The organism is Streptomyces sp. NPDC002886 (genome assembly GCF_042888445.1).
GTDB lineage: Bacteria > Actinomycetota > Actinomycetes > Streptomycetales > Streptomycetaceae > Streptomyces.
Genome location: NZ_JBIAPV010000005.1, coordinates 311,418 through 333,005 on the forward strand (window position 1 = coordinate 311,418; position 21,588 = coordinate 333,005).

Here is a 21,588-nt window from a genome sequence, read left to right on the forward strand (position 1 = left end):
CGGGACACCCGGGGCCCCCGGGCCCCTGCCGGCCCGCCCCGCCCCCCCCCCCCCCCCCCCCCCCCCGGCCGGCACGAGCCGCCGTGGATCCCGGCGCCGAGCCGGCACGGCCATCCGGCCCGGACCAGGCAAAGCCCTCCCGCCGGGGCCCGCACCGGAGAGTCACCCGTGGTCCCGCCGCGATGCGGCACGGCCCCGGCACCGGATCCCCGGGGAACCCGGCCCGGACCGGCGGGGAGACCCGGCAACGGCATCGGCCTGGCACTGCCGACCCGCCCCGGCCCGGCACGGCCCGGCGTCCCGCAGGGACCCCGCGCCGACCCCCCGCACCCGGCGGCGAGCAACGAGCCGCAGCGCGGGATCACCCGTTCGGCGGCACAATGGCCCCATGCGTACGCTCCGCGCATTCACGGCAGCCGGAGCAGCCGCCCTCCTGGCCACGGCCGGGACCGCGACCGCCGCCCCGAGCCCGCCGCCCGCGCCCACCGCCCAGCTCACCGACGCCCAGGTCGACACGGCCGTGCGGAGCCTCGACGCCACCGTCGCCGAGATGATGCGCCGCACCGGGGTGCCCGGCGTCTCCGTCGCCGTCGTCCACGACGACGAGGTGGTCTACCTCAAGGGCTTCGGTCTGCGCCGCGTCGGCGACCCGGCCGCGGTGGGTCCCGACACCGTCTTCCAGATCGCCTCGCTCTCCAAGCCGGTCTCCTCCACCGTCGCCGCCGGGGTCCTCAAGGACCCGGCCGACTTCGACCGGCACGCGGAGCTGCCCGGCTTCGCCCTCAAGGACCCCTGGGTGACCTCCCACGTCACCACCGCCGACCTGCTCTCCCACCGCAGCGGCCTGCCCGACCACGCCGGCGACCTCCTCGAAGACCTCGGCTACGACCAGGCGTACATCCTCGACCATCTGCGCCTGGCGCCCCTGACCCCCTTCCGCGCGAGCTACGCCTACACCAACTTCGGGTTCACCGCCGCCGCCGAGGCCCTCGCCCGCTCCCGCGGCGTGAGCTGGCAGAAGCTCAGTTCCGACACCCTCTTCAAGCCCGCCGGCATGACGCACACCAGCACCGAGTTCCAGGCCTTCGTCGACGCCCCCGACCATGCCGCCACCCACGTCAAGGCCGTGCCCGACGGCACGACGGGGGACGCCGCCTGGATCCCCCGCTACGTCCGCGACCCCGACGCCCAGGCCCCCGCCGGCGGAGTGAGCAGCACCGCCCGCGACATGTCCCGCTGGCTGCGGCTCCAGCTCTCCGGCGGCACCCTCGACGGCAAGCGGATCATCCCCGCCGACACCCTCGCCCGCACCCACCTCCCCGAGATCGTGTCGCAGCCGCCCGCCTCCCCCACCGGCCGGACCGGGTTCTACGGGCTGGGCTGGAACGTCAACTACGACGACGCGGGCCGCCTGCGCCTGAGCCACTCCGGCGCCTTCGAACTCGGCGCCAACACCAGCGTCGGCATGCTCCCGCTGGAGCGGCTCGGCATCGTCGTCCTCACCAACGGCGCCCCCGTCGGCCTCCCCGACGCCATCGCCGCCGACTTCTTCGACACCGCCGAACACGGCAAGGCCACCACCGACTGGCTGGCCCTGACGGGCGCCCTCTACGCCCAGATCAACGCGGAGGGCCGCTCCCCCACCGACTACGCCCACCCGCCCACCGGGGCGAAGCCGGCCGGGGAGGACTCCACCTACACCGGCACCTACGACAACCCCTACTACGGCAAGGCCACCGTGGCGGCCACGAGCGAGGGCAAGCTGACCCTGTCCCTCGGCCCGGAGCCGATGGTCTTCCCCCTCACCCACTACGACGGGGACACCTTCAGCTACGAGACCACCGGCGAGAACGCGGTCGGCCGCACCGGGGTGTTCTTCTCCCCCGCCGACCGCACGGTCCGCATCGAGCACCTGGACGCCGACCACCTGGGCACCTTCACCCGGGGCTAGGGGTCGGACCCAGGCCGTCGGGAACGACCCGGCCGCATAGCCTGTACCCGGTGAAGCGCAGATCCCACATCCCCGACGCGCCCCTGCCCCAGGTCTCCGGCATCGACCCGGTCCGCATGCGGCTGCCCCCCGACCCGGACGGGACCTGGCCGGACCTCGGCTCCTACCTCACGGCACGCTACGAGGGCACGCGCGGCGCCGAGTCCATGGCCCGCCTGCTCCAGGACGGCCGGGTGCTGGGCCCCGGCGGCCGGGTGCTGCGGCCGCGGGACCCGTACGAGCCCGGCGCCTTCCTGTGGTTCCACCGGGACATGCCGCCCGAGCCCGTGGTGCCCTTCCCCATCGGGGTCGTCTACCGCGACGAGCACCTGCTGGTGGCCGACAAGCCGCACTTCCTGGCCACCACCCCGCGCGGCAGCCACGTCTTCCAGACGGCCCTGGCCCGGCTCCGGGTGGAGCTCGGCCTGCCCGCGCTGAGCCCCGCTCACCGGCTGGACCGGATGACCGCCGGGCTGGTGCTGTTCAGCATCCGCCCCGAGGACCGGGGCGCCTACCAGCTGATGTTCCAGGAGCGGCGGATCCGCAAGGAGTACGAGGCGCTCGCGCCCCACGACCCGGCGGTGGAGTTCCCCCGGACCCTGCGCAGCCACATCGAGAAGGTCCGCGGGGTGATGGCGGCGACGGAGGTCGCGGGCGCCGAGCCCAATGCCGAGACCCTGGCCGAACTCCTCGCGGTCAAGGGGGACACCGGGCACTACCGGCTGACCCCGCACACCGGGCGCACCCACCAGCTGCGGGTCCACATGAACAGCCTGGGCCTGCCGATCCTGGGCGACCCGGTCTATCCGGTGGTCCGCGACCCGGCGCCCGACGACTACCGGCGCCCGCTCCAACTCCTGGCCCGCACACTGGAGTTCACCGACCCCGTCACCGGGATCGCGCACCGCATCGAGAGCGCCCGCACCCTGCGGGCCTGGGAGGACCGGCCCGGCTGGGAAGCGGGATCCGGGGACCGGTGCTGAGGCACCCGGCCCAGGCCGAGACGGCCTAGGGGGCCACGTCCGCGATCCGCAGCGCGGCGTCGGCGGTGGCCTCCGCGAAGGCGGCCACCGGGCGCCCCGGATCGGAGCGGTGGATCAGCATCACGCCTTCGATGAGCCCGAAGACGAGGTCGTTGCGGAGCACCAATCCGGCCTTGTCACCGGCGAGTTCGGCTCCGACATGGGTCCCGTCGAGCAACTCGCGGTAAATGTCCTTGAGTTCCTGTCGCATCCGGCGGAAGCGGGCGAAGCGCGCGCCGGCGACCTCGGGCAACAGGTAGAGCGCGCCCAGGTTGTACGGACCGCCGCACAGCAGCATCACGTCCGAGCGGCACAGCTCCCAGAGCCGGCGGCCGGCGGGCCGGTCCGCTTCCCCGGCCAGCCTGCGGGCCAGCTCCAGGGAGGGCGCGACCGTGGACTCCAGGAGTTCGGCGAGGAGTTCCTCCTTGCCGGCGAAGTAGTGGTACATCGTGGCCTGGCGCATTCCGGCCCGTTCGGCCACCGCCCGCGTGGTCGTCGCCGCATACCCCTTCACCGTGAACAATTCGGCCGCCGCGTAGAGGAGTTCCTCGCGCGGCGGCCGCCCGCTCGCCGGTCTCAGCTGATCGGCGCGCGGCCGACCGACCCGTCTCGGCCCGTCATCCGTTCCACCAGTCATGGCCCGATTTTCCCACGGGACACGCCGAAGCGATCATGGCAAGAGGTGAGATCCGGCCATGACCGCTTCTGGAGGAACCTACAAATCCGGCTACCCCACCGAGCTGTAGGCCACCACACCGCGCAGCAGCGCGTCCACGGCCTTGCGGGCGTTGCGGGCCACGGTGCTCCCGCCCTCCGAAGACGGCGGCGCCGAAGAGGAGGGCGCCGCGGCGGCCACCTGCCCCAGCACGTCGATGACCTGCTTGCACCAGCGCACGAAGTCGCCGGCCGGCATCTCCGCCTCGCGCAGCACCTCGTCCAGGCTCTTGTCGGAGGCCCACTGGTACACCGCCCACGCGAAGCCGAGGTCCGGCTCGCGCTGGCCCACGCCCTCCGCCTGGTTGATGCCGTGCTCCTCCTCGAGCGCGTCGAGCCGGCCCCAGATGTGGACCATCTCGCCGAGCGCGGCCTTCGCCGCACCGCCCGGCACCTTCGGCGCGACCGCGTCGTCGGACTGCCGTGCCTCGAAGACCAGCGCCGAGATGCAGGCGGCCAGTTCGGCCGGGCTCAGCCCCTCCCAGACACCGGCCCGCAGGCACTCCGACGCCAGCAGGTCGAGCTCTCCGTAGAGCCGCGCGAGGCGCCGCCCGTGCGGGGTCACCTCGTCCTCGCGCAGGTAGTCCAGGTCCGTCAGTAGCGCGTGGATCCGGTCGAAGGTCCGGGCGATGGTGTTCGTCCGGCCCTCGATGCGCTGCTCCAGCTGCCGCGTGTCCCGCTGCAGCCGGTGGTAGCGCTCCGCCCAGCGCGCGTGGTCCTCGCGCTCGTCGCAGCCGTGGCACGGGTGCGCCCGCAAGGCGGTGCGCAGCCGCGTGATCTCCCGGTCGTCGGCCGCGGCCGCCCGGCCGCCCCGGTGCCGCTCCACCGTGATGTGCCCGGCCTTGCTCCGCAGCTGGGACGCCAGGTCCCGACGGGACTGCGGGGAACGGGCGTTGAACGTCTTGGGGATCCGCATCCGCTCGATGGCCTCGACCGGCACCGGGAAGTCGATCCCGGCGAGCCGCTTGACCTGCCGCTCCACGGTGAGCACCAGCGGGCGCGGGCCCTCGGTGTACTCGTGCCCGCGGTGCCCGTTCGACCGACCGGCCGGCACGCCCGGGTCCAGCACCAGGGCCAGCCCGGCGAACTTGCCCGTCGGCACGTGGATGATGTCGCCCGGCTTCAGCTTCTCCAGCGAGGTCGCCGCCTGCGCCCGCCGCTGGGCGGCGCCCTGCTTGGCCAGGTCGTTCTCACGGTCCTTGAGGTCGCGGCGCAGCCGCGCGTACTCCTCGAAGTCCCCCAGGTGGCAGGTCATGCCCTCCCGGTAGCCGTCCAGGCCCTCCTCGTTGCGCTGCACCTGCCGGGAGATCCCGACGACCGAGCGGTCGGCCTGGAACTGCGCGAAGGAGGTCTCCAGCAGCTCGCGCGAACGGTGCCGCCCGAACTGCTGGACCAGGTTGACGGCCATGTTGTACGAGGGCTTGAAGCTGGAGCGCAGCGGATACGTACGGGTACCCGCGAGCCCGGCCAGGCCCGCCGGGTCCATGCCCCGCTGCCACAACACCACCGCGTGGCCCTCGACGTCGATGCCGCGCCGCCCGGCCCGCCCCGTCAGCTGCGTGTACTCGCCCGGGGTGATGTCGGCGTGCTGCTCGCCGTTCCACTTGACGAGCTTCTCCAGGATGACCGTGCGCGCCGGCATGTTGATGCCCAGCGCCAGGGTCTCGGTGGCGAAGACGGCCTTCACCAGACCCCGTACGAACAGCTCCTCGACGACCTCCTTGAAGGTGGGCAGCATGCCCGCGTGGTGCGCGGCGATGCCCCGCTCCAGCCCTTCGAGCCATTCGTAGTAGCCCAGGACGTGCAGGTCCTCGGTGGGGATGGACGCGGTCCGCTCCTCCACGATCTCGCGCACCTTCAGGCGCGCGGTGTCGTCGTTGAGCCGCAGCCCGGCGTACAGGCACTGCTGGACGGCGGCCTCGCAGCCGGCCCGGCTGAAGATGAAGTTGATGGCGGGCAGCAGCCCGTCACCGTCCAGCCTCGCGATGACCTCGGGACGCGAAGGGGTCCAGATCCGGCCGCGGGAGCGCCGCTCGCGCTCGCGGTCGGCCTCGCGGACCATCTTTCCGCGCCGCCGGTCCTTCGGGCTGTACCGGCTGCTGTTCTCCTCCCGCGCCATCCGCAGCAGGTCGGGGTTGACCTCGCGGCGCGCGGAGCCGCGGCCGCCGTGGTCGGAACCCTCCTCGAACAGGTCGTAGATCCGCCGGCCCGCCATGACGTGCTGCCACAGCGGTACGGGCCGCTCCTCGGAGACGATCACCTGGGTGTCGCCGCGCACGGTGTCGAGCCAGTCGCCGAACTCCTCGGCGTTGGAGACGGTGGCGGAGAGCGAGACCAGGGTCACCGACTCGGGGAGGTGGATGATCACTTCCTCCCAGACGGCTCCGCGGAACCGGTCGGAGAGGTAGTGCACCTCGTCCATCACCACGTAGCCCAGACCGTTCAGCGCCTGCGAGCCCGCGTACAGCATGTTGCGGAGCACTTCGGTGGTCATGACGACCACCGGGGCATTGGCGTTGACGCTGTTGTCACCGGTGAGCAGGCCGACCTTGTCGGCGCCGTAGCGCTTGGCGAGGTCGGCGTACTTCTGGTTCGACAGGGCCTTGATGGGCGTGGTGTAGAAACACTTGCGGCCCTGTTGGAGCGCCAGGTGCACGGCGAACTCGCCGACGATGGTCTTGCCCGAGCCGGTCGGCGCGGCGACCAGGACGCCCTTGCCGGCCTCCAGTGCCTTGCAGGCCTCGATCTGGTAGGGATCCAGGTCGAATTCGTACATCTCGCGGAAGGGCGCCAGGGCGGAGGCCTCTTCGGCGGCGCGGATCCGGGCAGCGGCGTACCGCTCGGCGGGAGAAAGTTCTTCGGTCATCTTGTCTTCGAGCCTACCCGCCGCCCCTGACAACAGTCGCGATCTTTTGCGCGGGCCCGGACCGCCTACGCCAGGAGCCGCAGGGCCGCCGGGACGCACTCGGCGCTCACCGGGAGCGGACCCAGCGGCTCGCCGTCCGCGTAGGCCGTGATGCCGGCCGCCTCCAGGGTCACCTTCGAGGCCCGGTGCACGGTCACCTTCGGATGGTCGAGGTGGGTGCCCTTGTAGACCCGGGGGAACACCTTCAGCAGGGTGGTGCGGCTGCAGTCGCCGACGACGGTGACGTCGAAGAGCCCGTCGTCGGGCACGGCGTCCGCGCATATCCGCATGCCACCGCCGTAGGACGAGCCGTTGCCGACGGCCACCAGCGTGGCCTCGGTCTCCAGGACCGGGCCGCCGTCCAGGGTGATCCGGTACGGGAAGGGCCGGAAGGCGGCCAGTTCCAGCGCCATCGCCAGGTCGTACTTGAACCGGCCGGCCGGCAGCCGCATCCGGTTGCCGCGGTCGTTGACCCGCGAGTCGAAGCCGGAGCACAGCACGGTCCCGTACCAGGTACCGCCGGAGCCGTCCCCCGCCCCCACGCCTTCCCCGGCCCCGGAACCAGCCCCGGCACCGGCTCCAACCACCCGGCCCAGGTCGATCTCGCGGACCCGGCCCTCCTTGAGCGCCTCGGCTGCCAGCCGGCCCGCCCGCGCGGGTTCCCGTACGGGCAGTCCCATCGCGCGCGCGAAATCGTTCCCGGTGCCCACCGCCACCACCCCGAGCGGCACCGCCGTGCCCGCGAGCGCCTGCAGCGCGAGGGAGACCATCCCGTCGCCGCCGACCGCGATCACCGCCCCGGTGCCCTCGCGCACGGCGGTCCGCAGCCGGGCCAGGGCATCGGGGGCATCGCCGCCGACGACGCTGCGCACCGAGAAACCGGCCTCACGCAGCGCGGAAGCGGCCGGCTGCGCGGCGTGCGCGGCCCGGCCGCTTCCGGCGGTGGGATTGACGAAGAGGGTGATCTCAGCACTCACCCGCGGGAATGTACCCGTCGGGGCGGACCCTCGTCGATCAGGTGGCGTCGTCGTAGCCGTTGATCCGCTGGCGTCCGCCGTCGGCCTGCTCGGGCAGGGCGCCCGGGGCCGCCACGGGCTCGACCGCGCCCACGGTCGCGGGGGTCAGGTCCACCTCGGAGGCCTCGTCGTCGTCGAGGCCGGCGTCGGGGTTGTTGCGGGCCCGCCGGCGGTCGTTGAGGTAACAGAGCAGCAGCGCGATGAAGTACAGGGTGACGATCGGCGCGGCCAGCGCCAGCATCGTCAGCGGGTCACCGGTGGGCGTCGCGAACGCCGCGAAGATCGTGATGCCCAGCACCATCGCCCGCCACCAGCTCGCCAGCCGCTTCGCGGTCAGCACCCCGGTGACGTTGAGCAGGATCAGCAGCAGCGGCAGCTCGAAGGCCAGGCCGAAGACCACGATCATGCGCGTGATCAGGTCGAGGTAGTCGTCCACCGGCAGCAGGTTGCTCGCGTTCTCGGGGGTGAACTCCAGCAGGATCACCGCGGTCTGCGGCAGCACCTTGTACGCGAGGACCGCGCCCGCGCCGAACAGCGGAGCACCGACCGCCACGAAGCCCACGGCGTACTTGCGCTCGTGGTTGTGCAGCCCTGGGGCCACGAAGGCCCACAGCTGGTACAGCCACACCGGCGCGGAGAGCACCACACCGGCGGTGAGGGAGACCTTCAGGGCGATGGAGAACGGCGCGATGAGGCCGTTGACCGTCATGGCGGCGCAGGGCTTCCCGTTGCGCTGCGCGACCACGCCGTTGGCGCAGCCGACGGAGTCCAGGATCGGCTTCATCATGAAGTCGATGAGGTCCTTGTAGAAGAACGCGGCCACGATCGTGATCACGAGGATCCCAAGAACCGCCTTCATCAGCCGGTTTCTCAGCTCACGCAGGTGCTCGACAAGGGGCATCCGCCCTTCGGCGTCCTTCGCCTTCTTGTCCAGCTTCTCCTGCTTGCGGGCAGACTTGAGCAACCCACGTCCCTTGTCTCGTTGCAGTTGACTGATGCGGGCGCGACCGGAAGACCGGCCGCCGTCAGCCCTGCGTGGTGTGGTTGGGCTCGTTCACGGGGCGGGCGCTGGTCACGTCACCGGGCGAGGCCTGGATCGTGCGCGGGGCCGTGGCCTGCTGCTGGGGCGCCGGGTCGGCGACGGAAGCGGCGGTGGCGGCGTCCTCCGCCTCCCCCTCCTTCTTCATCGCCTTCGCCTCGCTCTTGAGGATGCGGGCGGACTTGCCGAGCGAGCGGGCCATGTCGGGAAGCTTCTTGGCACCGAACAGCAGGAAGATCACGGCGACGATCAGGAGGATCTCGAGGGGCTTCAGGTTGCCGATCATGTGTGTCTTCCTTCTCACCGAAACGGCTGGTTGAGGTAGTCGAGGCGGCTCTGACCGAGATCGGTGAGCCGTTCTGACATGGATCGTAACCCCCGGGGGTTAACGCCTGGCAATGCCCTGGGGTATCACCGCCTGCGTGGTCAGACAGTACGACGGTTGCCCGACGATGGCTATGGCCGCACGGAGCGCCCGGCCCTGGCCAGGCCCGTAGCGGCCTGCTCCAGGTCCGCGGAGGCGTCCGCGATCCGGCGCCCGGCGTCCGCGACCTGGACGGAGAGCCGGCGCACCTCCGCGAAGACCCGCACGGCGAGCACGGCGAGGACGGCGAGCCCGAGGAAGCCCAGAGCGATTGCGAACATCGGCCACAGCATGTGACGAGCCTAGGCCACCGCGCGCCTCACACGCTGCGCAGGGTGCTCACGCCGCCGCCCGTCAGAAGTTCCACGATCCGCTCCCCGGCGGGCTTGCGGACCGCTGCCGCGCACTCGGGACAGGTGAAGGAATAGAAGGTCGTACGCCGGCTGCCGCCGATGGCGAGGCGCAGCGCGCCCGCGTCCAGCTCGAAGCGGGCCCGGCAGTCGGGACAGGACGCCTTGAACGCGACCGACATCGCGCGGATCCCCCCTCGGCCCCTCAGCCCCGGTCCCCGTCGTCGCTCTCCACGGCCCCGCCCTCATAGGCGGCGAGCGCCTCCCGGGCCGCCCGGCGGGCGCTGTCCGCCAGCTCCACGGGGGCCACGATCCGCCCCTCCCGGCCCAGCCGCAGCGCCAGGCGCCGCAGCGAGCCCGGATCAGGGGTGCGCAAGGTGATCCGCAGACCCCCCTCGGGCAGCTCCTCCGCACTGTCGTGCGGGTAGTACTCCGCCACCCAGCGCCCGCCGGGACCCACCTCGACCACGACCTCCGGGTCCTCGGCGGCCGGCTGCACCAGCCCCTCGGACAGATCGCGGGGCTCGATGGCCGGCGGCTCGGCCCGCTCGTCGAGCAGCCGGATCTCCGCCACCCGGTCCAGACGGAAGGTCCGCCGCGCCTCGGAGAGGTGGCACCACCCCTCCATGTAGGTGTGCCCGACGGCGAACAGCCTGATCGGGTCGACCTTGCGCTCGGTGAGCTCGTCGCGCGCCGGCGAGTAGTAGCGCAGCCACAGGCGGCGCCGCTCGGCGATGGCCCGGTCCACGTCGGCGAAGACCCCGCCCTCGGACTCGAAGGTCACCGACAGCCGGGAACTGGCCCCGGCGACCTCGCCCGCGGCCGCCTCCAGCTTCGCGGTGGCCCGCAGCAGTGCCTGGCGGTCCCCCTCGCGCAGCCCCGGCAGCGTGGCCACGGCCCGGGCGGCCACCAGCAGGGCCGTCGCCTCGTCCGCGGCCAGCCGCAGCGGCTCCGCGGTGGACTCCCCCGAGGCATCGGGGTTGCGCCACCAGATGCGCTCCCCGTCGGTGTCGATGTCGAGCAGGTCACCGCCCCGGAAGCTGGTCCCGCACATGGGCAGCACGTCGAGGTCCGAGATCAGCTCGTCCTCGGTGATCCCGAAGGCCCGGGCCACGTCCGCGACGTGCGCACCCGGGCGCTCGCGCAGGTACGTCACCAGGGACAGCATCCGGCGCGTCTGGTCGATGGCGTTGGCAGCCATGCTGGTACGTCTCCCCCTCAGGGCGTTGCTCACTGATCTTGCCCGGGTCCACCCGGTCGACCCGGTCCACCCGCTCCCGCACGGCTCCGCGCGGCCCGCGCCATCGCGCCGTCCGCCGGGCCGGCCCTAGCCCTTGGGCCCTAGCCCTTGGGCCCTAGCCCTTGGCCACGGCCCGCAGCCGGTCCACGACACCCGCCCGCAGGTCCGCCGGCTCCAGCACCACGACGTCGGGGCCGAACTCCACCAGCCAGGCGTCCAGCCCGTGCCCGTACGGGATCTCCAGCTCGTCCCAGCCCTCGCCACCGGCCCCCTCGCGCACCGCCGTGGCCCTGGACCGCAGCGGATATCCCGCCCCCGCCCGCAGCCGGATCAGCGCGGAGCGCTCCGCGCTCTCCCCGGCCCAGCTCGCCACGGTCTCCCGTACGGTCACCACGTCCGGGACCTCGGCGGTGTACTTGGCGGCCCGCGAACGGACCTTGCCCGTGATCCGGGAGAGCCGGAACACGCGCTCCGCCCCGCGGTCCCGGTCGAAGCCCGCCAGGTACCAGTGGCCGCGCCAGCACTCCAGGGCCCACGGCTCCACCTGCCGCGTCTCGGGACGCGCCGCGGTGGACTTGCGGTAGTCGAAGACCACCGGCCGCCGGTCGCGGCAGGCCAGCATCAGCGGCTCGAAGGCCGCCTCGTGCACCGGGATCCGCGGTTCGATCGCACTGTGCTGGCCCTCGTACGGGTCCGAGGCCTCCGGCATGCCGCCGGCGCGCAGCTTCTGCAGCGCGCCACTGGCCGCACCGGCGAGCCGGGCCTGCTGCCACACCTTGGCGGCGAGCCCCAGGGCCGCGGCCTCCTCGGCGTCCAGCGCCACGGGCGGCAGCCGGTTGGAGTCACGACGGGCCAGGTAACCCGTGTCGCCCTCGAGGTTCTCCACGGTCTCGATGACCAGCCCGAGCTCCCGCAGATCATCCTTGTCCCGCTCGAACATGCGGTTGAAGGACTCGTCGTTCCCGGCTTCCATGTAGGCCTCGATGGAACCGCGCAGTTCCCGCTTGCTGAGCGGCCGGCGCGTCCCCAGCAGACACAGCGCCAGATTCATCAGCCGCTCGGCCTTGGCAATCGCCATCGACGCCCATCCGCCCTTCCAGACCTTCGAGTCGTGTCCCCGGTACACCCTCGTGACCGCTGACCGTACCGCCCCGGCGGTCCAGGGCAAAAGCGAGGGCCCCCGCCTTCAAGGCGGGGGCCCCACACGCTTTCACAGCGGACCGATCAGGCGCCCATCAGGTCGCACACGAAGATCAGCGTCTCGCCCGGCTTGATGGCCGCGCCGGCACCACGGTCGCCGTAGGCGAGGTGGGCCGGGATGACCAGCTTGCGGCGGCCGCCGACCTTCATGCCCTGGATGCCCTGGTCCCAGCCGGAGATGACCTGGCCGATGCCGAGCTGGAACTGCAGCGGCGCGCCGCGGCCCCAGGAGGCGTCGAACTCCTCGCCGGTCGAGTAGGCCACGCCCACGTAGTGGACGGAGACCCGGGAACCGGCCTTGGCCTCGGCGCCCTCGCCCTCCCAGATCTCCTCGATCACGAGGTCCGCCGGGATCGGGAAATCAGGGAAGTCGATCTCGGGCTTCTCGAGCTTGTCGCTCACGGAACTGCTCCTCAAAAACTTACGAACAGGGGGACAACCTGGACAGTCTTACACCACGGCCAGGATGTCGAGGCTGAAGACCAGCGTCGAGTTGGCCGGGATGGTGCCCTGCTCCTTGTCGGCGAAACCCTGGTCCGGCGGGATGACCAGCAGGATGCGGCTGCCGGTCTTCTTCCCCACGATCCCGTCCTTCAGACCCTTGACCTGGAGCTCCGCCAGCGGCCACGTCACGGAGGCCCCGGTGGCGTACGTGCTCTCGAAGGTCTTGTCGTCCTTCCACGTCTTGCCGTGGAACTTGACCACCACGCTGTCGGTGTCCTTCACGACCGCGCCGTCGCCCTCCAGGACGTAGTTCGAGACGAGCTTCGTCGGCGCCGCGGCGTCCTTCGGAACGGCCACGGAGACTTCCTTGCCGTCCGTGTTCGTACCGACCTTCGGCAGGGCGGCGTCCGTCTGCGGGACCTCCTTGCCCGTGGCCGAAACCGGGATCGAGGTGCCCTTGACGATGTCCACGACGAAGACCAGCGTGGCGTTCGGCTTGATCTTCTCGCCCGAGCCCTGCTCGCCGTAACCGAGGTCCGGCGGGATCACGAGCTCCAGCCGGCTGCCGACCTTCTTGCCCAGCAGGCCCTGGTCCCAGCCCTTGATGACCTGGCCCTCGCCGACGGTCACGTCGAACGGCTTGCCCTTGCCGAAGCTCTGGTCGAACGGCTCCGTGCCGTCCCAGACCTGGCCGAGGTAGTTGACCTGGGCGATGTCGCCCTTCTTCAGCGCCGGGCCGTCACCCTCGCTGATGGTCACCACCTTCAGTTCCTTCGGCGGCTTCCCCTCGCCCTTCGACAGGGTGGGGGTCTCCCCGAACTTGGCACCCTTCGTGATCGCGGGCGCCCCGTTCTTCATCTGGGCGGAGTCGGAGCCGCTGTCGCCACAAGCCGCTGTCGACAGCAGCAGAAGGGGTACGACAAGCAGGCCGGCAAGTCGGCGCACGTGTTCCTCAGATCTCAGACGGCACATAGGTCGTCGCCACTCTAAGGCGTGGACAGGGCCCCGTACGAGATCCGTACGAGGCCCTGGCCAAGATCAGTGCGATGTCACACGGCGCCAACCGGCGCCCTGCAACTCCTCACATCCCCCTACATTCCCGCGATCAGCTTCTCCACCCGGTCGTCCACCGACCGGAACGGGTCCTTGCACAGCACCGTGCGCTGCGCCTGGTCGTTCAGCTTCAGATGCACCCAGTCGACCGTGAAGTCCCGCCGCTGCTCCTGCGCACGACGGATGAAGTCACCGCGCAACCTCGCGCGCGTCGTCTGCGGAGGCACCGACTTGCCCTCGAAGATCTTGAGGTCGTTGCAGATCCGCGCCGCCTGCCCCTTGCGCTCCAGCAGGTAGTACAGCCCGCGCCTGCGGTGGATGTCGTGGTACGCGAGGTCTATCTGAGCCACCCGCGGATTCGACATCGTCATGTTGTGCTTCGCCCGGTACCGCTCGATCAACTGGTACTTCATCACCCAGTCGATCTCGGTCCCGATCCGGTCCAGGTCCTCCGCGTCGATCGCGTCCAGCGTCCGGCCCCACAGCTCCAGCACCTGGTCCACGACACCCGTACGGATGCCCCGGCGCTCCGCGAAGTCCACCGCCTTGTCGTAGTACTCCCGCTGGATCTCCAGCGCCGAGGCCTCCCGACCGCTCGCCAGACGCACCTTGCGCTGACCCGTGATGTCGTGACTGACCTCCCGGATCGCCCGGATCGGGTTCTCCAGCGTCAGGTCCCGCATCACCGTGCCCGCCTCGATCATGCGCAGCACCAGATCGGTCGCCCCGACCTTCAGCAGCATGGTCGTCTCGGACATGTTCGAGTCGCCCACGATCACGTGCAGACGCCGGTAGCGCTCCGCGTCCGCGTGCGGCTCGTCCCGCGTGTTGATGATCGGCCGCGAACGCGTCGTGGCCGAACTGACACCCTCCCAGATGTGCTCGGCCCGCTGACTCACGCAGTAGACCGCGCCCCGGGGCGTCTGCAGCACCTTGCCCGCACCACAGATCAGCTGCCGCGTGACGAGGAACGGGATCAGAATGTCCGCGAGCCGGGAGAATTCCCCGTGCCGGGCCACCAGGTAGTTCTCATGGCAGCCGTACGAGTTTCCCGCCGAGTCGGTGTTGTTCTTGAACAGATAGACGTCGCCCGCGATTCCCTCCTCGTGCAAGCGACGTTCGGCGTCGACGAGAAGGCCTTCGAGAATGCGCTCGCCGGCCTTGTCGTGGGTGACCAGTTCGATCAGGTTGTCGCATTCGGGAGTTGCGTACTCCGGATGCGAACCCACGTCGAGGTAGAGGCGGGCGCCGTTCCGCAGGAAGACATTGCTGCTGCGGCCCCATGACACAACACGGCGGAAGAGGTAGCGCGCCACTTCGTCAGGAGACAGTCGGCGCTGTCCCCTGAACGTGCACGTGACGCCGTACTCGTTCTCCAGCCCGAAAATGCGGCGGTCCATGACTGAACATTACGCCTTCTGCTCTGTTCTGAAACCGAGTTCGCAGCCGCCGTTTCGATCATTTTCCCGAGAGGCCACCCCGGCGACCGCCCGACACGCACCCGAAACGCGCCCCCCGCGCGCCCGCCACACGCCCGCCGACCCGCCTAAGACCCCGTCACCGAAGCCTCCGCGGAACCCTCCAACGGCCCCGCCGACCCGGCCCCCGGCTCCCCACCCGGCCGCCCCGACACGGAACCCGCCACCGCACGGCTCGCACCCGGACGCGCCAGCACCCGCTGAGTCAGCGTCAGCACCAGCAGCGCCGCCGCACCCGCCACGCTCGCCACCGCGAACCCCGCCGCCGTACCCCCCCACTCCACCGAAGGACCCGCCGCCGCCGTACCCATCGCCGCACCCACCCCGAAGAACGTCACCAGCCACGAGAACGCCTCCGTCACCGTGCCCACCGGAGCGTGCCGGTCCACCACGATGAACGCGCACGCCAGAGCCGGAGCCAGGAACACCCCCGCCAGCGCCGCGAACCCCGTCATCGCCACCACACCCGGCACCAGCATCAACGGCAGGTAACACACCGCCAGCAACGCCACCAGCAACCGAAGCCGCCGCTCCGGCGCCCCCGCCCACTGCCGCGCCCCGTACAGCACACCACCGAACAGCGCGCCCAGACCCAGCGCCGCCATCAGCCAGCCGTACACCGCCTGGCCCCCGTGCTCGTCCGCGTACGCCACACCCGCCACCGTGATCGACCCCAGCGCCGTCCCCACGAAGAAGAACGCCCCCAGCAACGCCAGCAGACCCTTCGAACGAAGCGCCCCCAGCCAGTGCGCCTCCCGCGGCTCCGAACGCCACGTGCGCGAAGGCTCCGACACCACCACCGACAGCGCCCCCAGCACCCCGACCCCGTTCAGCACCAGCAGCGCCACCGCCGGATCCCACAACGCCACGCACAGCGTCACCAGCAACGGCCCCACGGTGAACATGACCTCCTGGGCCACCGCGTCCATCGCGTACGCCGCGTGCACCCGCTCCTCCTTGCCGCCCAGCACGCTCGGCCACAGCGCCCGCAGCCCGCCCTCCAGCGGCGGCGTGAACAGCCCCGCCACCACCACCGCCGCGTACGCCACCGCCACCGACCCGGTACCGGACAGCGCCAGCCACACCATGCCCAGCGCCGACACCACCGCGGCGGGCAACTGCACCCGCGGCTGCCCGAACAGGTCCACCGCCCGCCCCAGCAACGGCTGCCCCACCGCGTTGGACACCCCGTACGCGGCCGCGAGCGCCCCCGCCAGGCTGTAGCTGCCACCCTCCGCCCGGATGAACAGCACGATCGCTATCGGCCCCACCCCGTTCGGCAGCCGGCCTATGAGCGTGCCCACCAGCAGCCTCGCGGCATGCCGGGTCTTGAGCAGCTCCGCGTAACCCGCGGCCATGTCCGCCCCCTCTTCCGCCCGGACCCAGCCGGGAACCACCCAAGTAATACGTATAACGTGACCGGTCATACGTACCATGACCACAGTCGGACGGTCCACCCACCCGACCCCCACACCCCCCGTGACCTCGCACTACAGGAGCACCGTGTGACGAGACCCACCAGCCGCGACGTGGCCACCGCCGCCGGGGTCTCCCAGGCCACCGTCTCCCTCGTCCTCGGCGACAAATGGCGCGGCCGCGTCTCCGAACGCACCGCCGACCTGGTCCGCGAAACCGCCACCACCCTCGGCTACCGCCCCAACCTCGCCGCCCGCAACCTCCGCCTCGGCTCCACCCGCACCGCCCTCCTCGTCGTCCCCGCCCTCACCAACGAATTCTTCGCCCGCGTCTACACCGGCGCCGCCCGCATCGCCGCCGAACACGGCTTCGGCGTCGTCCTCTACCCCTCCCCCGACGGCACCGGCCCCGCCCGCGACCCCTTCGCCTCCGCCCGCGCCGCCCTCGACGGAGTCATCGCCTCCTCCATGGCCGCCGACGCCCTCCACGCCCTCGGCGGCGACGGACTCCCCCTCGTCATGCTCGACAGCGACCCCACCGCCGACACCGCCCACGCCCACGTCAACCTCGCCATCGCCGACGGCATGCGCCAAACCGCCGAACACCTCCTCACCCACGGCCACCACCGCTTCCTCCACCTCGCCTCCGCCATCGGCTCCTGGACCTTCACCGTCCGCGCCAACGCCCTCGCCGCCCACCTGCCGCCCCCCGCCGAGCTGCGCACCGTACGGGCCCACCTCAGCGTGGAAGCCGCCCGTACGGCCATGGAGACCGCCCTGGACACCTCCGCGGACCGCCGCCCCACCGCCGTCGTCTGTGACGACGACATCCTGGCCGCCGGCGCCTGCAAAGCCGCCCGCCGCCTCGGCCTGCGCATCCCCGAGGACCTCTCCGTCACCGGCTTCGACGACCTCGCCCTCGCCACCGCCGTCGAACCCGAACTCACCACCGTCCACCTCCCCGCCGAACGCGTCGGCGAACAGGGCATGACCGCCCTCCTCGCCGTCCTCGAAGGCACCCCCTGGACCCCGGTCGACATCCCGGTCCACCTCGTCGTCCGCGACTCCACGGGCCCGGCACCGAGCATCTGAGCCTCCGAGAACGTCCGGGAACGCGAAAGCGCCCCCGACCCGAAGGCCAGGGGCGCCCACTCAGCACTTCTCGCGACTACTCGGCTTCCTCTTCGGGAGCCTCGTCGTTCGACACGGCATCCGCCTGAGCGGCCGCCGGAACGTCCGCCTCCAGCAGCCGCGACAGCTGCCGGCCGCGGATCCGCTTGAACTTGCGCTGCTGGGCCCGCGTACGGTCCAGCACCGCCACCTCCAGCCGCTCCGCCGGAATCGACTTGTCCGTACCGTTCGCCTGGCTCGACAGCGCCTGCACCGCCAGCTTCAGCGCCTCGGACAGGGTCATCCCGTCCTGGTGCCGCTGATCGAGGTAGGTACTGATCTGCTCGGCGTTGCCGCCGACGGCCACGGACCCGTGCTCGTCGACGATCGACCCGTCGTGCGGCAGCCGGTAGATCTGGTCCCCGGCAGCCGTCGCGCCGACCTCGGCGACGACCAGCTCCACCTCGTACGGCTTCTCCCCGGCGCTCGAGAAGATCGTGCCGAGCGTCTGCGCGTAGACGTTCGCCAGCCCACGGGCCGTCACATCGTCGCGGTCGTAGGTGTATCCACGCAGATCGGCGTACCGCACACCGCCGATGCGCAGGTTCTCGTACTCGTTGTACTTGCCGGCGGCCGCGAAGCCGATCCGGTCGTAGATCTCGCTGAACTTGTGCAGCGCGCGGGACGGGTTCTCACCGACGAACACGATGCCGTCGGCGTACTGGATGACAACGAGGCTCCGACCGCGGGCGATGCCCTTGCGGGCGTATTCCGCCCGGTCGGCCATGGCCTGCTGGGGTGACACATAGAACGGAGTCGACACCGGCTTTCCGTCCCTTTCTTCTGGACGACGAGGAGGTCAGAGGGTCAGAGCAGGGCGGCGCGCGGACCGTCGGGCTGCTCCAGCCGGCGGTTCGTGATCTTGCGGGCCAGCTCCGAGGACTCCTCGTCGGTCAGCCTGCGGAATCCCTCGTCGGTCATGACGGTGACGATGGGGTAGATGTGGCGGTAGAGGTCCGGGCCACCGGTCGCCGAGTCGTCGTCGGCGGCGTCGTACAGCGCCTGCACGACCAGCGTCGTGGCCTCCTCCTCCGTCAGCTTGGAGTGGTACAGCTTCTTCATCGAACCGCGGGCGAAGATCGAACCCGAACCGGTCGCGGCGTAGCCGTGCTCCTCGGAGCGGCCGCCGGTCACGTCGTACGAGAAGATCCGGCCCCGCTCCTTGGCCTCGTCGTACCCCGCGAAGAGCGGCACGACGGCCAGACCCTGCATCGCCATCCCCAGATTGCTCCGGATCATGGTCGACAGCCGGTTGGCCTTACCTTCGAGACTGAGGGTCGTCCCCTCCACCTTCTCGAAGTGCTCCAGCTCCAGCTGGAACAGCTTCACCATCTCCACGGCCAGACCGGCGGTGCCGGCGATGCCGACGGCGGAGAACTCGTCCGCCGGGAACACCTTCTCGATGTCCCGCTGCGCGATCATGTTCCCCATGGTCGCCCGCCGGTCACCGGCGAGGACGACCCCGCCGGGGAAGGTGGCGGCCACGATGGTCGTCCCGTGCGGCGCCTCGATGACCCCGTCGGGCAGCTTCCGGTTGCCCGGGAGCATCTCGGGCTGGTGCGCGCCCAAGAAGTCCATGAAGGACGACGACCCCGGCGTCAGGAAGGCTGCCGGCAGACGCCCTGTGCTTCGAATGTTGGGTTCCACAGGTTTCCTTCCACGTAAGCGGCTGCACGCCTCAAGACGTCCGGCCGATCCTTGAGTTGCCCGATTCCTGCGTTGCAGCCGAAGCAAAGTACGCCTCGGACCTTACCCGTCTGATGATCGTGATCAACATGCTCCGCCGGAGCCTCTTGGCAGATCACGCAGACCCCGCGCTGGGCGGCGATCATCTGGTCACGCTCGGCCTCGGTGATGCCGTAGTGCCGCTTGAAGTAGGAGGCCCGGTTCCGTTGCGCGCGGCACTCGCGGCAGTAGCTGGCCCAACCGTCCGAGCTCGTCTTGTTCCGCTCCCACTCCGCGTGGGACTTGATCTCCCCGCATTGGGGACACCGCTTGTGGCCCGACGGCACGGGAATCTTCTCCCGCACCGTCCGCCCCTTCGCTTCCTGCTGCCGTTTGTAGTGGTCAGCCTGGCACTCACGGCAGTACGCCTGAAAGCCGTCCCGCATCGCGCGATTACTCGCGAATGCCTCGAATGGCTGAACGCGCTTACAGCGCGAGCAACGCTTCATCCCTTCAGGCGCCGCCTCGGCCACACAACCCCCCGGGCCTACGATCCGCAGGTCTAACTAGCCCCGGACCTTTACTCGCCGCCCTTTTGCACGAACGACCTCACGAAATCCTCGGCGTTCTCTTCCAAGACATCGTCAATCTCGTCAAGTACCGAGTCGACGTCGTCGGAGAGCTTTTCCTGTCGCTCCTTGAGGTCGGTCGATTCTTCGACCGCGGCCTCCTCGACCTCCTCGGTCGAGCGCTGCGCCTTCTGCTGTCCGCCGCCGGTGTCCTTGGTCGCCATGTCTAGCTCACCCCGCTCGGTTCGCACGCTCACGTGAAAGACCCCGCGAATTCGGGATCCCTCAAGATCAGACTCTACGTCGGACCCTACAAGGAGGGCCCGACATCCGTCCCGGTACTTTCATAACGTCCGGATGTGTTCATGATTCCCGGGCCGGGGGCCTTTCAGCCCCCGCGCCGGGTACCGGAAAGGCCTCAGCGCCCCGACAGCACCCGCACCAGGTCCTCCGCCGTGCGGCAGCGGTCCAGGAGCTCCTTCACGTGGGCACGGGTGCCCCGCAGGGGTTCCAGGGTCGGGACCCGCTGGAGGGAGTCGTGGCCCGGCAGATCGAAGATCACCGAGTCCCACGAGGCCGCCGCCACATCGTCCGCGTACTGCTCGAGGCACCGCCCCCGGAAGTACGCCCGGGTGTCCTCCGGCGGCTTGCTCTGCGCCCGTTCCACCGCCGTCTCGTCCAGCAGCCGCTTCATCTTGCCGCGGGCCACCAGGCGGTTGTACAGCCCCTTCTCGGGCCGTACGTCCGCGTATTGGAGGTCCACCAGGTGCAGGCGGGCCGCGTCCCATTCCAGGCCGTCCCGGCGCCGGTAGCCCTCCAGGATCTCCCGCTTCGCGATCCAGTCGAGCTCCCCCGACAGGCTCATCGGGTCGGTTTCCAGCCGGCCCAGTACGTCCTCCCAGCGGGCCAGCACATCCTTGGTCTGCTCGTCCGCGTCGGAGCCGAAACGCTCCTCCACGTACTTCCTGGCCAGCTCGTAGTACTCCATCTGGAGCTGTACGGCGGTCAGCGTCCGCCCGCTGCGCAGCGTGATCAGGTGCTGGAGGTCGGGGTCGTGGGAGACCTGGTGGAGGGTGCGTACGGGCTGGTCCACGGCGAGGTCGACGTTGATGTAGCCGTCTTCGATCATGGACAGGACCAGTGCGGTGGTGCCGAGCTTGAGGTAGGTGGAGATCTCGGAGAGGTTGGCGTCGCCGATGATCACGTGGAGCCGGCGGTACTTCTCCGCGTCCGAGTGCGGTTCGTCCCTCGTGTTGATGATGGGGCGCTTGAGGGTGGTCTCCAGGCCGACCTCGACTTCGAAGTAGTCGGCGCGCTGGCTGATCTGGAAGCCGTGTTCGCGGCCGTCCTGGCCGATGCCGACGCGGCCGGCGCCGGTGAAGACGAGGCGGGAGACGAAGAAGGGGGTGAGGTGGCGCACGATGTCCGAGAAGGGGGTTTCCCGCTTCATCAGGTAGTTCTCGTGCGTGCCGTAGGAGGCGCCCTTGTTGTCGGTGTTGTTCTTGTAGAGGTGGATGGGCTGGGCCCCGGGGAGCTGGGCGGCCCTGACCGCCGCTTCGGCCATGATCCGCTCGCCGGCCTTGTCCCAGAGGACGGCGTCGAGCGGGTTGGTGATCTCCGGGGAGCTGTATTCGGGGTGTGCGTGGTCCACGTAGAGGCGTGCGCCGTTGGTGAGGATCACGTTGGCGAGGCCGATGTCCTCGTCGGTGAGCTGGCTGTGGTCGGCGGCCTCGCGGGCGAGGTCGAAGCCGCGGGCGTCCCGCAGCGGGTTCTCTTCCTCGAAGTCCCAGCGGGCGCGTCGCGCCCGGTGCATCGCCGCCGCGTAGGCGTTGACGATCTGGGACGAGGTGAGCATGGCATTGGCGTTCGGGTGCCCCGGAACGGAGATCCCGTACTCCGTCTCGATCCCCATTACTCGCCGTACGGTCATGCGGCCCTCCTTGCCCGGCGGCGC

At 70.7% G+C, this 21,588-nt stretch carries 21 protein-coding genes; 3 read left to right on the forward strand and 18 right to left on the reverse strand.

Annotated features, from left to right (window positions below; translation table 11 throughout):
* Nucleotides 1-388 precede the first annotated feature (388 nt).
* Both ACFYYB_RS24970 and ACFYYB_RS24975 read left to right on the forward strand, forming a co-directional pair.
* Nucleotides 389-1,951, forward strand: coding sequence for a serine hydrolase (locus ACFYYB_RS24970; RefSeq protein ID WP_389437509.1), 1,563 nt, complete (start codon nucleotides 389-391; stop codon nucleotides 1,949-1,951).
* 50 nt (nucleotides 1,952-2,001) lie between these two features.
* Nucleotides 2,002-2,973 (forward strand): RluA family pseudouridine synthase, encoded by a 972-nt coding sequence (locus ACFYYB_RS24975; RefSeq protein WP_389437511.1) that lies wholly within the window; start codon nucleotides 2,002-2,004, stop codon nucleotides 2,971-2,973.
* A gap of 25 nt (nucleotides 2,974-2,998) precedes the next feature.
* Here the strand turns inward: ACFYYB_RS24975 and ACFYYB_RS24980 are convergent, their stop codons facing one another.
* The 13 genes from ACFYYB_RS24980 to ACFYYB_RS25040 form a co-directional block, all read right to left on the reverse strand.
* Nucleotides 2,999-3,649, reverse strand: a complete 651-nt coding sequence (locus ACFYYB_RS24980) for a helix-turn-helix domain-containing protein (RefSeq protein ID WP_389437514.1) — start codon at nucleotides 3,647-3,649, stop codon at nucleotides 2,999-3,001.
* A 90-nt stretch (nucleotides 3,650-3,739) separates the two neighbouring features.
* Nucleotides 3,740-6,592: a DEAD/DEAH box helicase gene (locus ACFYYB_RS24985; RefSeq protein ID WP_389437515.1), complete on the reverse strand. Its 2,853-nt coding sequence runs from the start codon at nucleotides 6,590-6,592 to the stop codon at nucleotides 3,740-3,742.
* 65 nt (nucleotides 6,593-6,657) lie between these two features.
* The gene (locus tag ACFYYB_RS24990) at nucleotides 6,658-7,608 is read right to left on the reverse strand and encodes a diacylglycerol kinase (protein ID WP_389437517.1); all 951 of its coding nucleotides are present in this window, start codon (nucleotides 7,606-7,608) and stop codon (nucleotides 6,658-6,660) included.
* Between the two features lie 37 nt (nucleotides 7,609-7,645).
* The gene (tatC, locus tag ACFYYB_RS24995; RefSeq protein WP_389437520.1) at nucleotides 7,646-8,611 is read right to left on the reverse strand and encodes a twin-arginine translocase subunit TatC; all 966 of its coding nucleotides are present in this window, start codon (nucleotides 8,609-8,611) and stop codon (nucleotides 7,646-7,648) included.
* 61 nt (nucleotides 8,612-8,672) lie between these two features.
* Nucleotides 8,673-8,972 (reverse strand): Sec-independent protein translocase subunit TatA, encoded by a 300-nt coding sequence (tatA, locus tag ACFYYB_RS25000; protein WP_243334040.1) that lies wholly within the window; start codon nucleotides 8,970-8,972, stop codon nucleotides 8,673-8,675.
* 170 nt (nucleotides 8,973-9,142) lie between these two features.
* The gene (locus ACFYYB_RS25005; RefSeq protein ID WP_389437521.1) at nucleotides 9,143-9,343 is read right to left on the reverse strand and encodes a hypothetical protein; all 201 of its coding nucleotides are present in this window, start codon (nucleotides 9,341-9,343) and stop codon (nucleotides 9,143-9,145) included.
* Nucleotides 9,344-9,369: 26 nt separating this feature from the next.
* Nucleotides 9,370-9,582 (reverse strand): hypothetical protein, encoded by a 213-nt coding sequence (locus ACFYYB_RS25010; RefSeq protein WP_327307581.1) that lies wholly within the window; start codon nucleotides 9,580-9,582, stop codon nucleotides 9,370-9,372.
* Between the two features lie 23 nt (nucleotides 9,583-9,605).
* Nucleotides 9,606-10,601 (reverse strand): WYL domain-containing protein, encoded by a 996-nt coding sequence (locus ACFYYB_RS25015; protein ID WP_327307580.1) that lies wholly within the window; start codon nucleotides 10,599-10,601, stop codon nucleotides 9,606-9,608.
* 154 nt (nucleotides 10,602-10,755) lie between these two features.
* The gene (locus ACFYYB_RS25020) at nucleotides 10,756-11,718 is read right to left on the reverse strand and encodes a WYL domain-containing protein (protein WP_327307579.1); all 963 of its coding nucleotides are present in this window, start codon (nucleotides 11,716-11,718) and stop codon (nucleotides 10,756-10,758) included.
* Between the two features lie 146 nt (nucleotides 11,719-11,864).
* On the reverse strand, nucleotides 11,865-12,242 hold the full coding sequence (locus tag ACFYYB_RS25025) for an FKBP-type peptidyl-prolyl cis-trans isomerase (protein WP_327307578.1): 378 nt from the start codon (nucleotides 12,240-12,242) through the stop codon (nucleotides 11,865-11,867).
* Between the two features lie 48 nt (nucleotides 12,243-12,290).
* The gene (locus ACFYYB_RS25030; protein ID WP_389437526.1) at nucleotides 12,291-13,229 is read right to left on the reverse strand and encodes an FKBP-type peptidyl-prolyl cis-trans isomerase; all 939 of its coding nucleotides are present in this window, start codon (nucleotides 13,227-13,229) and stop codon (nucleotides 12,291-12,293) included.
* A gap of 146 nt (nucleotides 13,230-13,375) precedes the next feature.
* A complete protein-coding gene (gene pafA / locus ACFYYB_RS25035) occupies nucleotides 13,376-14,737 on the reverse strand; it encodes a Pup--protein ligase (RefSeq protein ID WP_053678744.1) in 1,362 nt (453 codons plus the stop codon).
* Between the two features lie 146 nt (nucleotides 14,738-14,883).
* The gene (locus ACFYYB_RS25040) at nucleotides 14,884-16,173 is read right to left on the reverse strand and encodes an MFS transporter (RefSeq protein ID WP_389437896.1); all 1,290 of its coding nucleotides are present in this window, start codon (nucleotides 16,171-16,173) and stop codon (nucleotides 14,884-14,886) included.
* 147 nt (nucleotides 16,174-16,320) lie between these two features.
* On the opposite strand from ACFYYB_RS25040, the gene ACFYYB_RS25045 reads away from it, so the two are divergent.
* Nucleotides 16,321-17,322: a LacI family DNA-binding transcriptional regulator gene (locus ACFYYB_RS25045; protein ID WP_389437529.1), complete on the forward strand. Its 1,002-nt coding sequence runs from the start codon at nucleotides 16,321-16,323 to the stop codon at nucleotides 17,320-17,322.
* 76 nt (nucleotides 17,323-17,398) lie between these two features.
* Here the strand turns inward: ACFYYB_RS25045 and prcA are convergent, their stop codons facing one another.
* The 5 genes from prcA to dop form a co-directional block, all read right to left on the reverse strand.
* The gene (prcA, locus tag ACFYYB_RS25050) at nucleotides 17,399-18,163 is read right to left on the reverse strand and encodes a proteasome subunit alpha (protein WP_254384775.1); all 765 of its coding nucleotides are present in this window, start codon (nucleotides 18,161-18,163) and stop codon (nucleotides 17,399-17,401) included.
* 44 nt (nucleotides 18,164-18,207) lie between these two features.
* The gene (gene prcB / locus ACFYYB_RS25055; RefSeq protein ID WP_389437533.1) at nucleotides 18,208-19,047 is read right to left on the reverse strand and encodes a proteasome subunit beta; all 840 of its coding nucleotides are present in this window, start codon (nucleotides 19,045-19,047) and stop codon (nucleotides 18,208-18,210) included.
* A complete protein-coding gene (locus ACFYYB_RS25060; RefSeq protein ID WP_389437534.1) occupies nucleotides 18,999-19,598 on the reverse strand; it encodes an endonuclease VII domain-containing protein in 600 nt (199 codons plus the stop codon). Before ACFYYB_RS25060 ends, prcB begins: the two co-directional genes overlap by 49 nt.
* 47 nt (nucleotides 19,599-19,645) lie before the next feature.
* Nucleotides 19,646-19,858: a ubiquitin-like protein Pup gene (locus tag ACFYYB_RS25065; protein ID WP_030294332.1), complete on the reverse strand. Its 213-nt coding sequence runs from the start codon at nucleotides 19,856-19,858 to the stop codon at nucleotides 19,646-19,648.
* Between the two features lie 194 nt (nucleotides 19,859-20,052).
* Nucleotides 20,053-21,564 (reverse strand): depupylase/deamidase Dop, encoded by a 1,512-nt coding sequence (gene dop, locus ACFYYB_RS25070; RefSeq protein ID WP_266910138.1) that lies wholly within the window; start codon nucleotides 21,562-21,564, stop codon nucleotides 20,053-20,055.
* Nucleotides 21,565-21,588 lie beyond the last annotated feature (24 nt).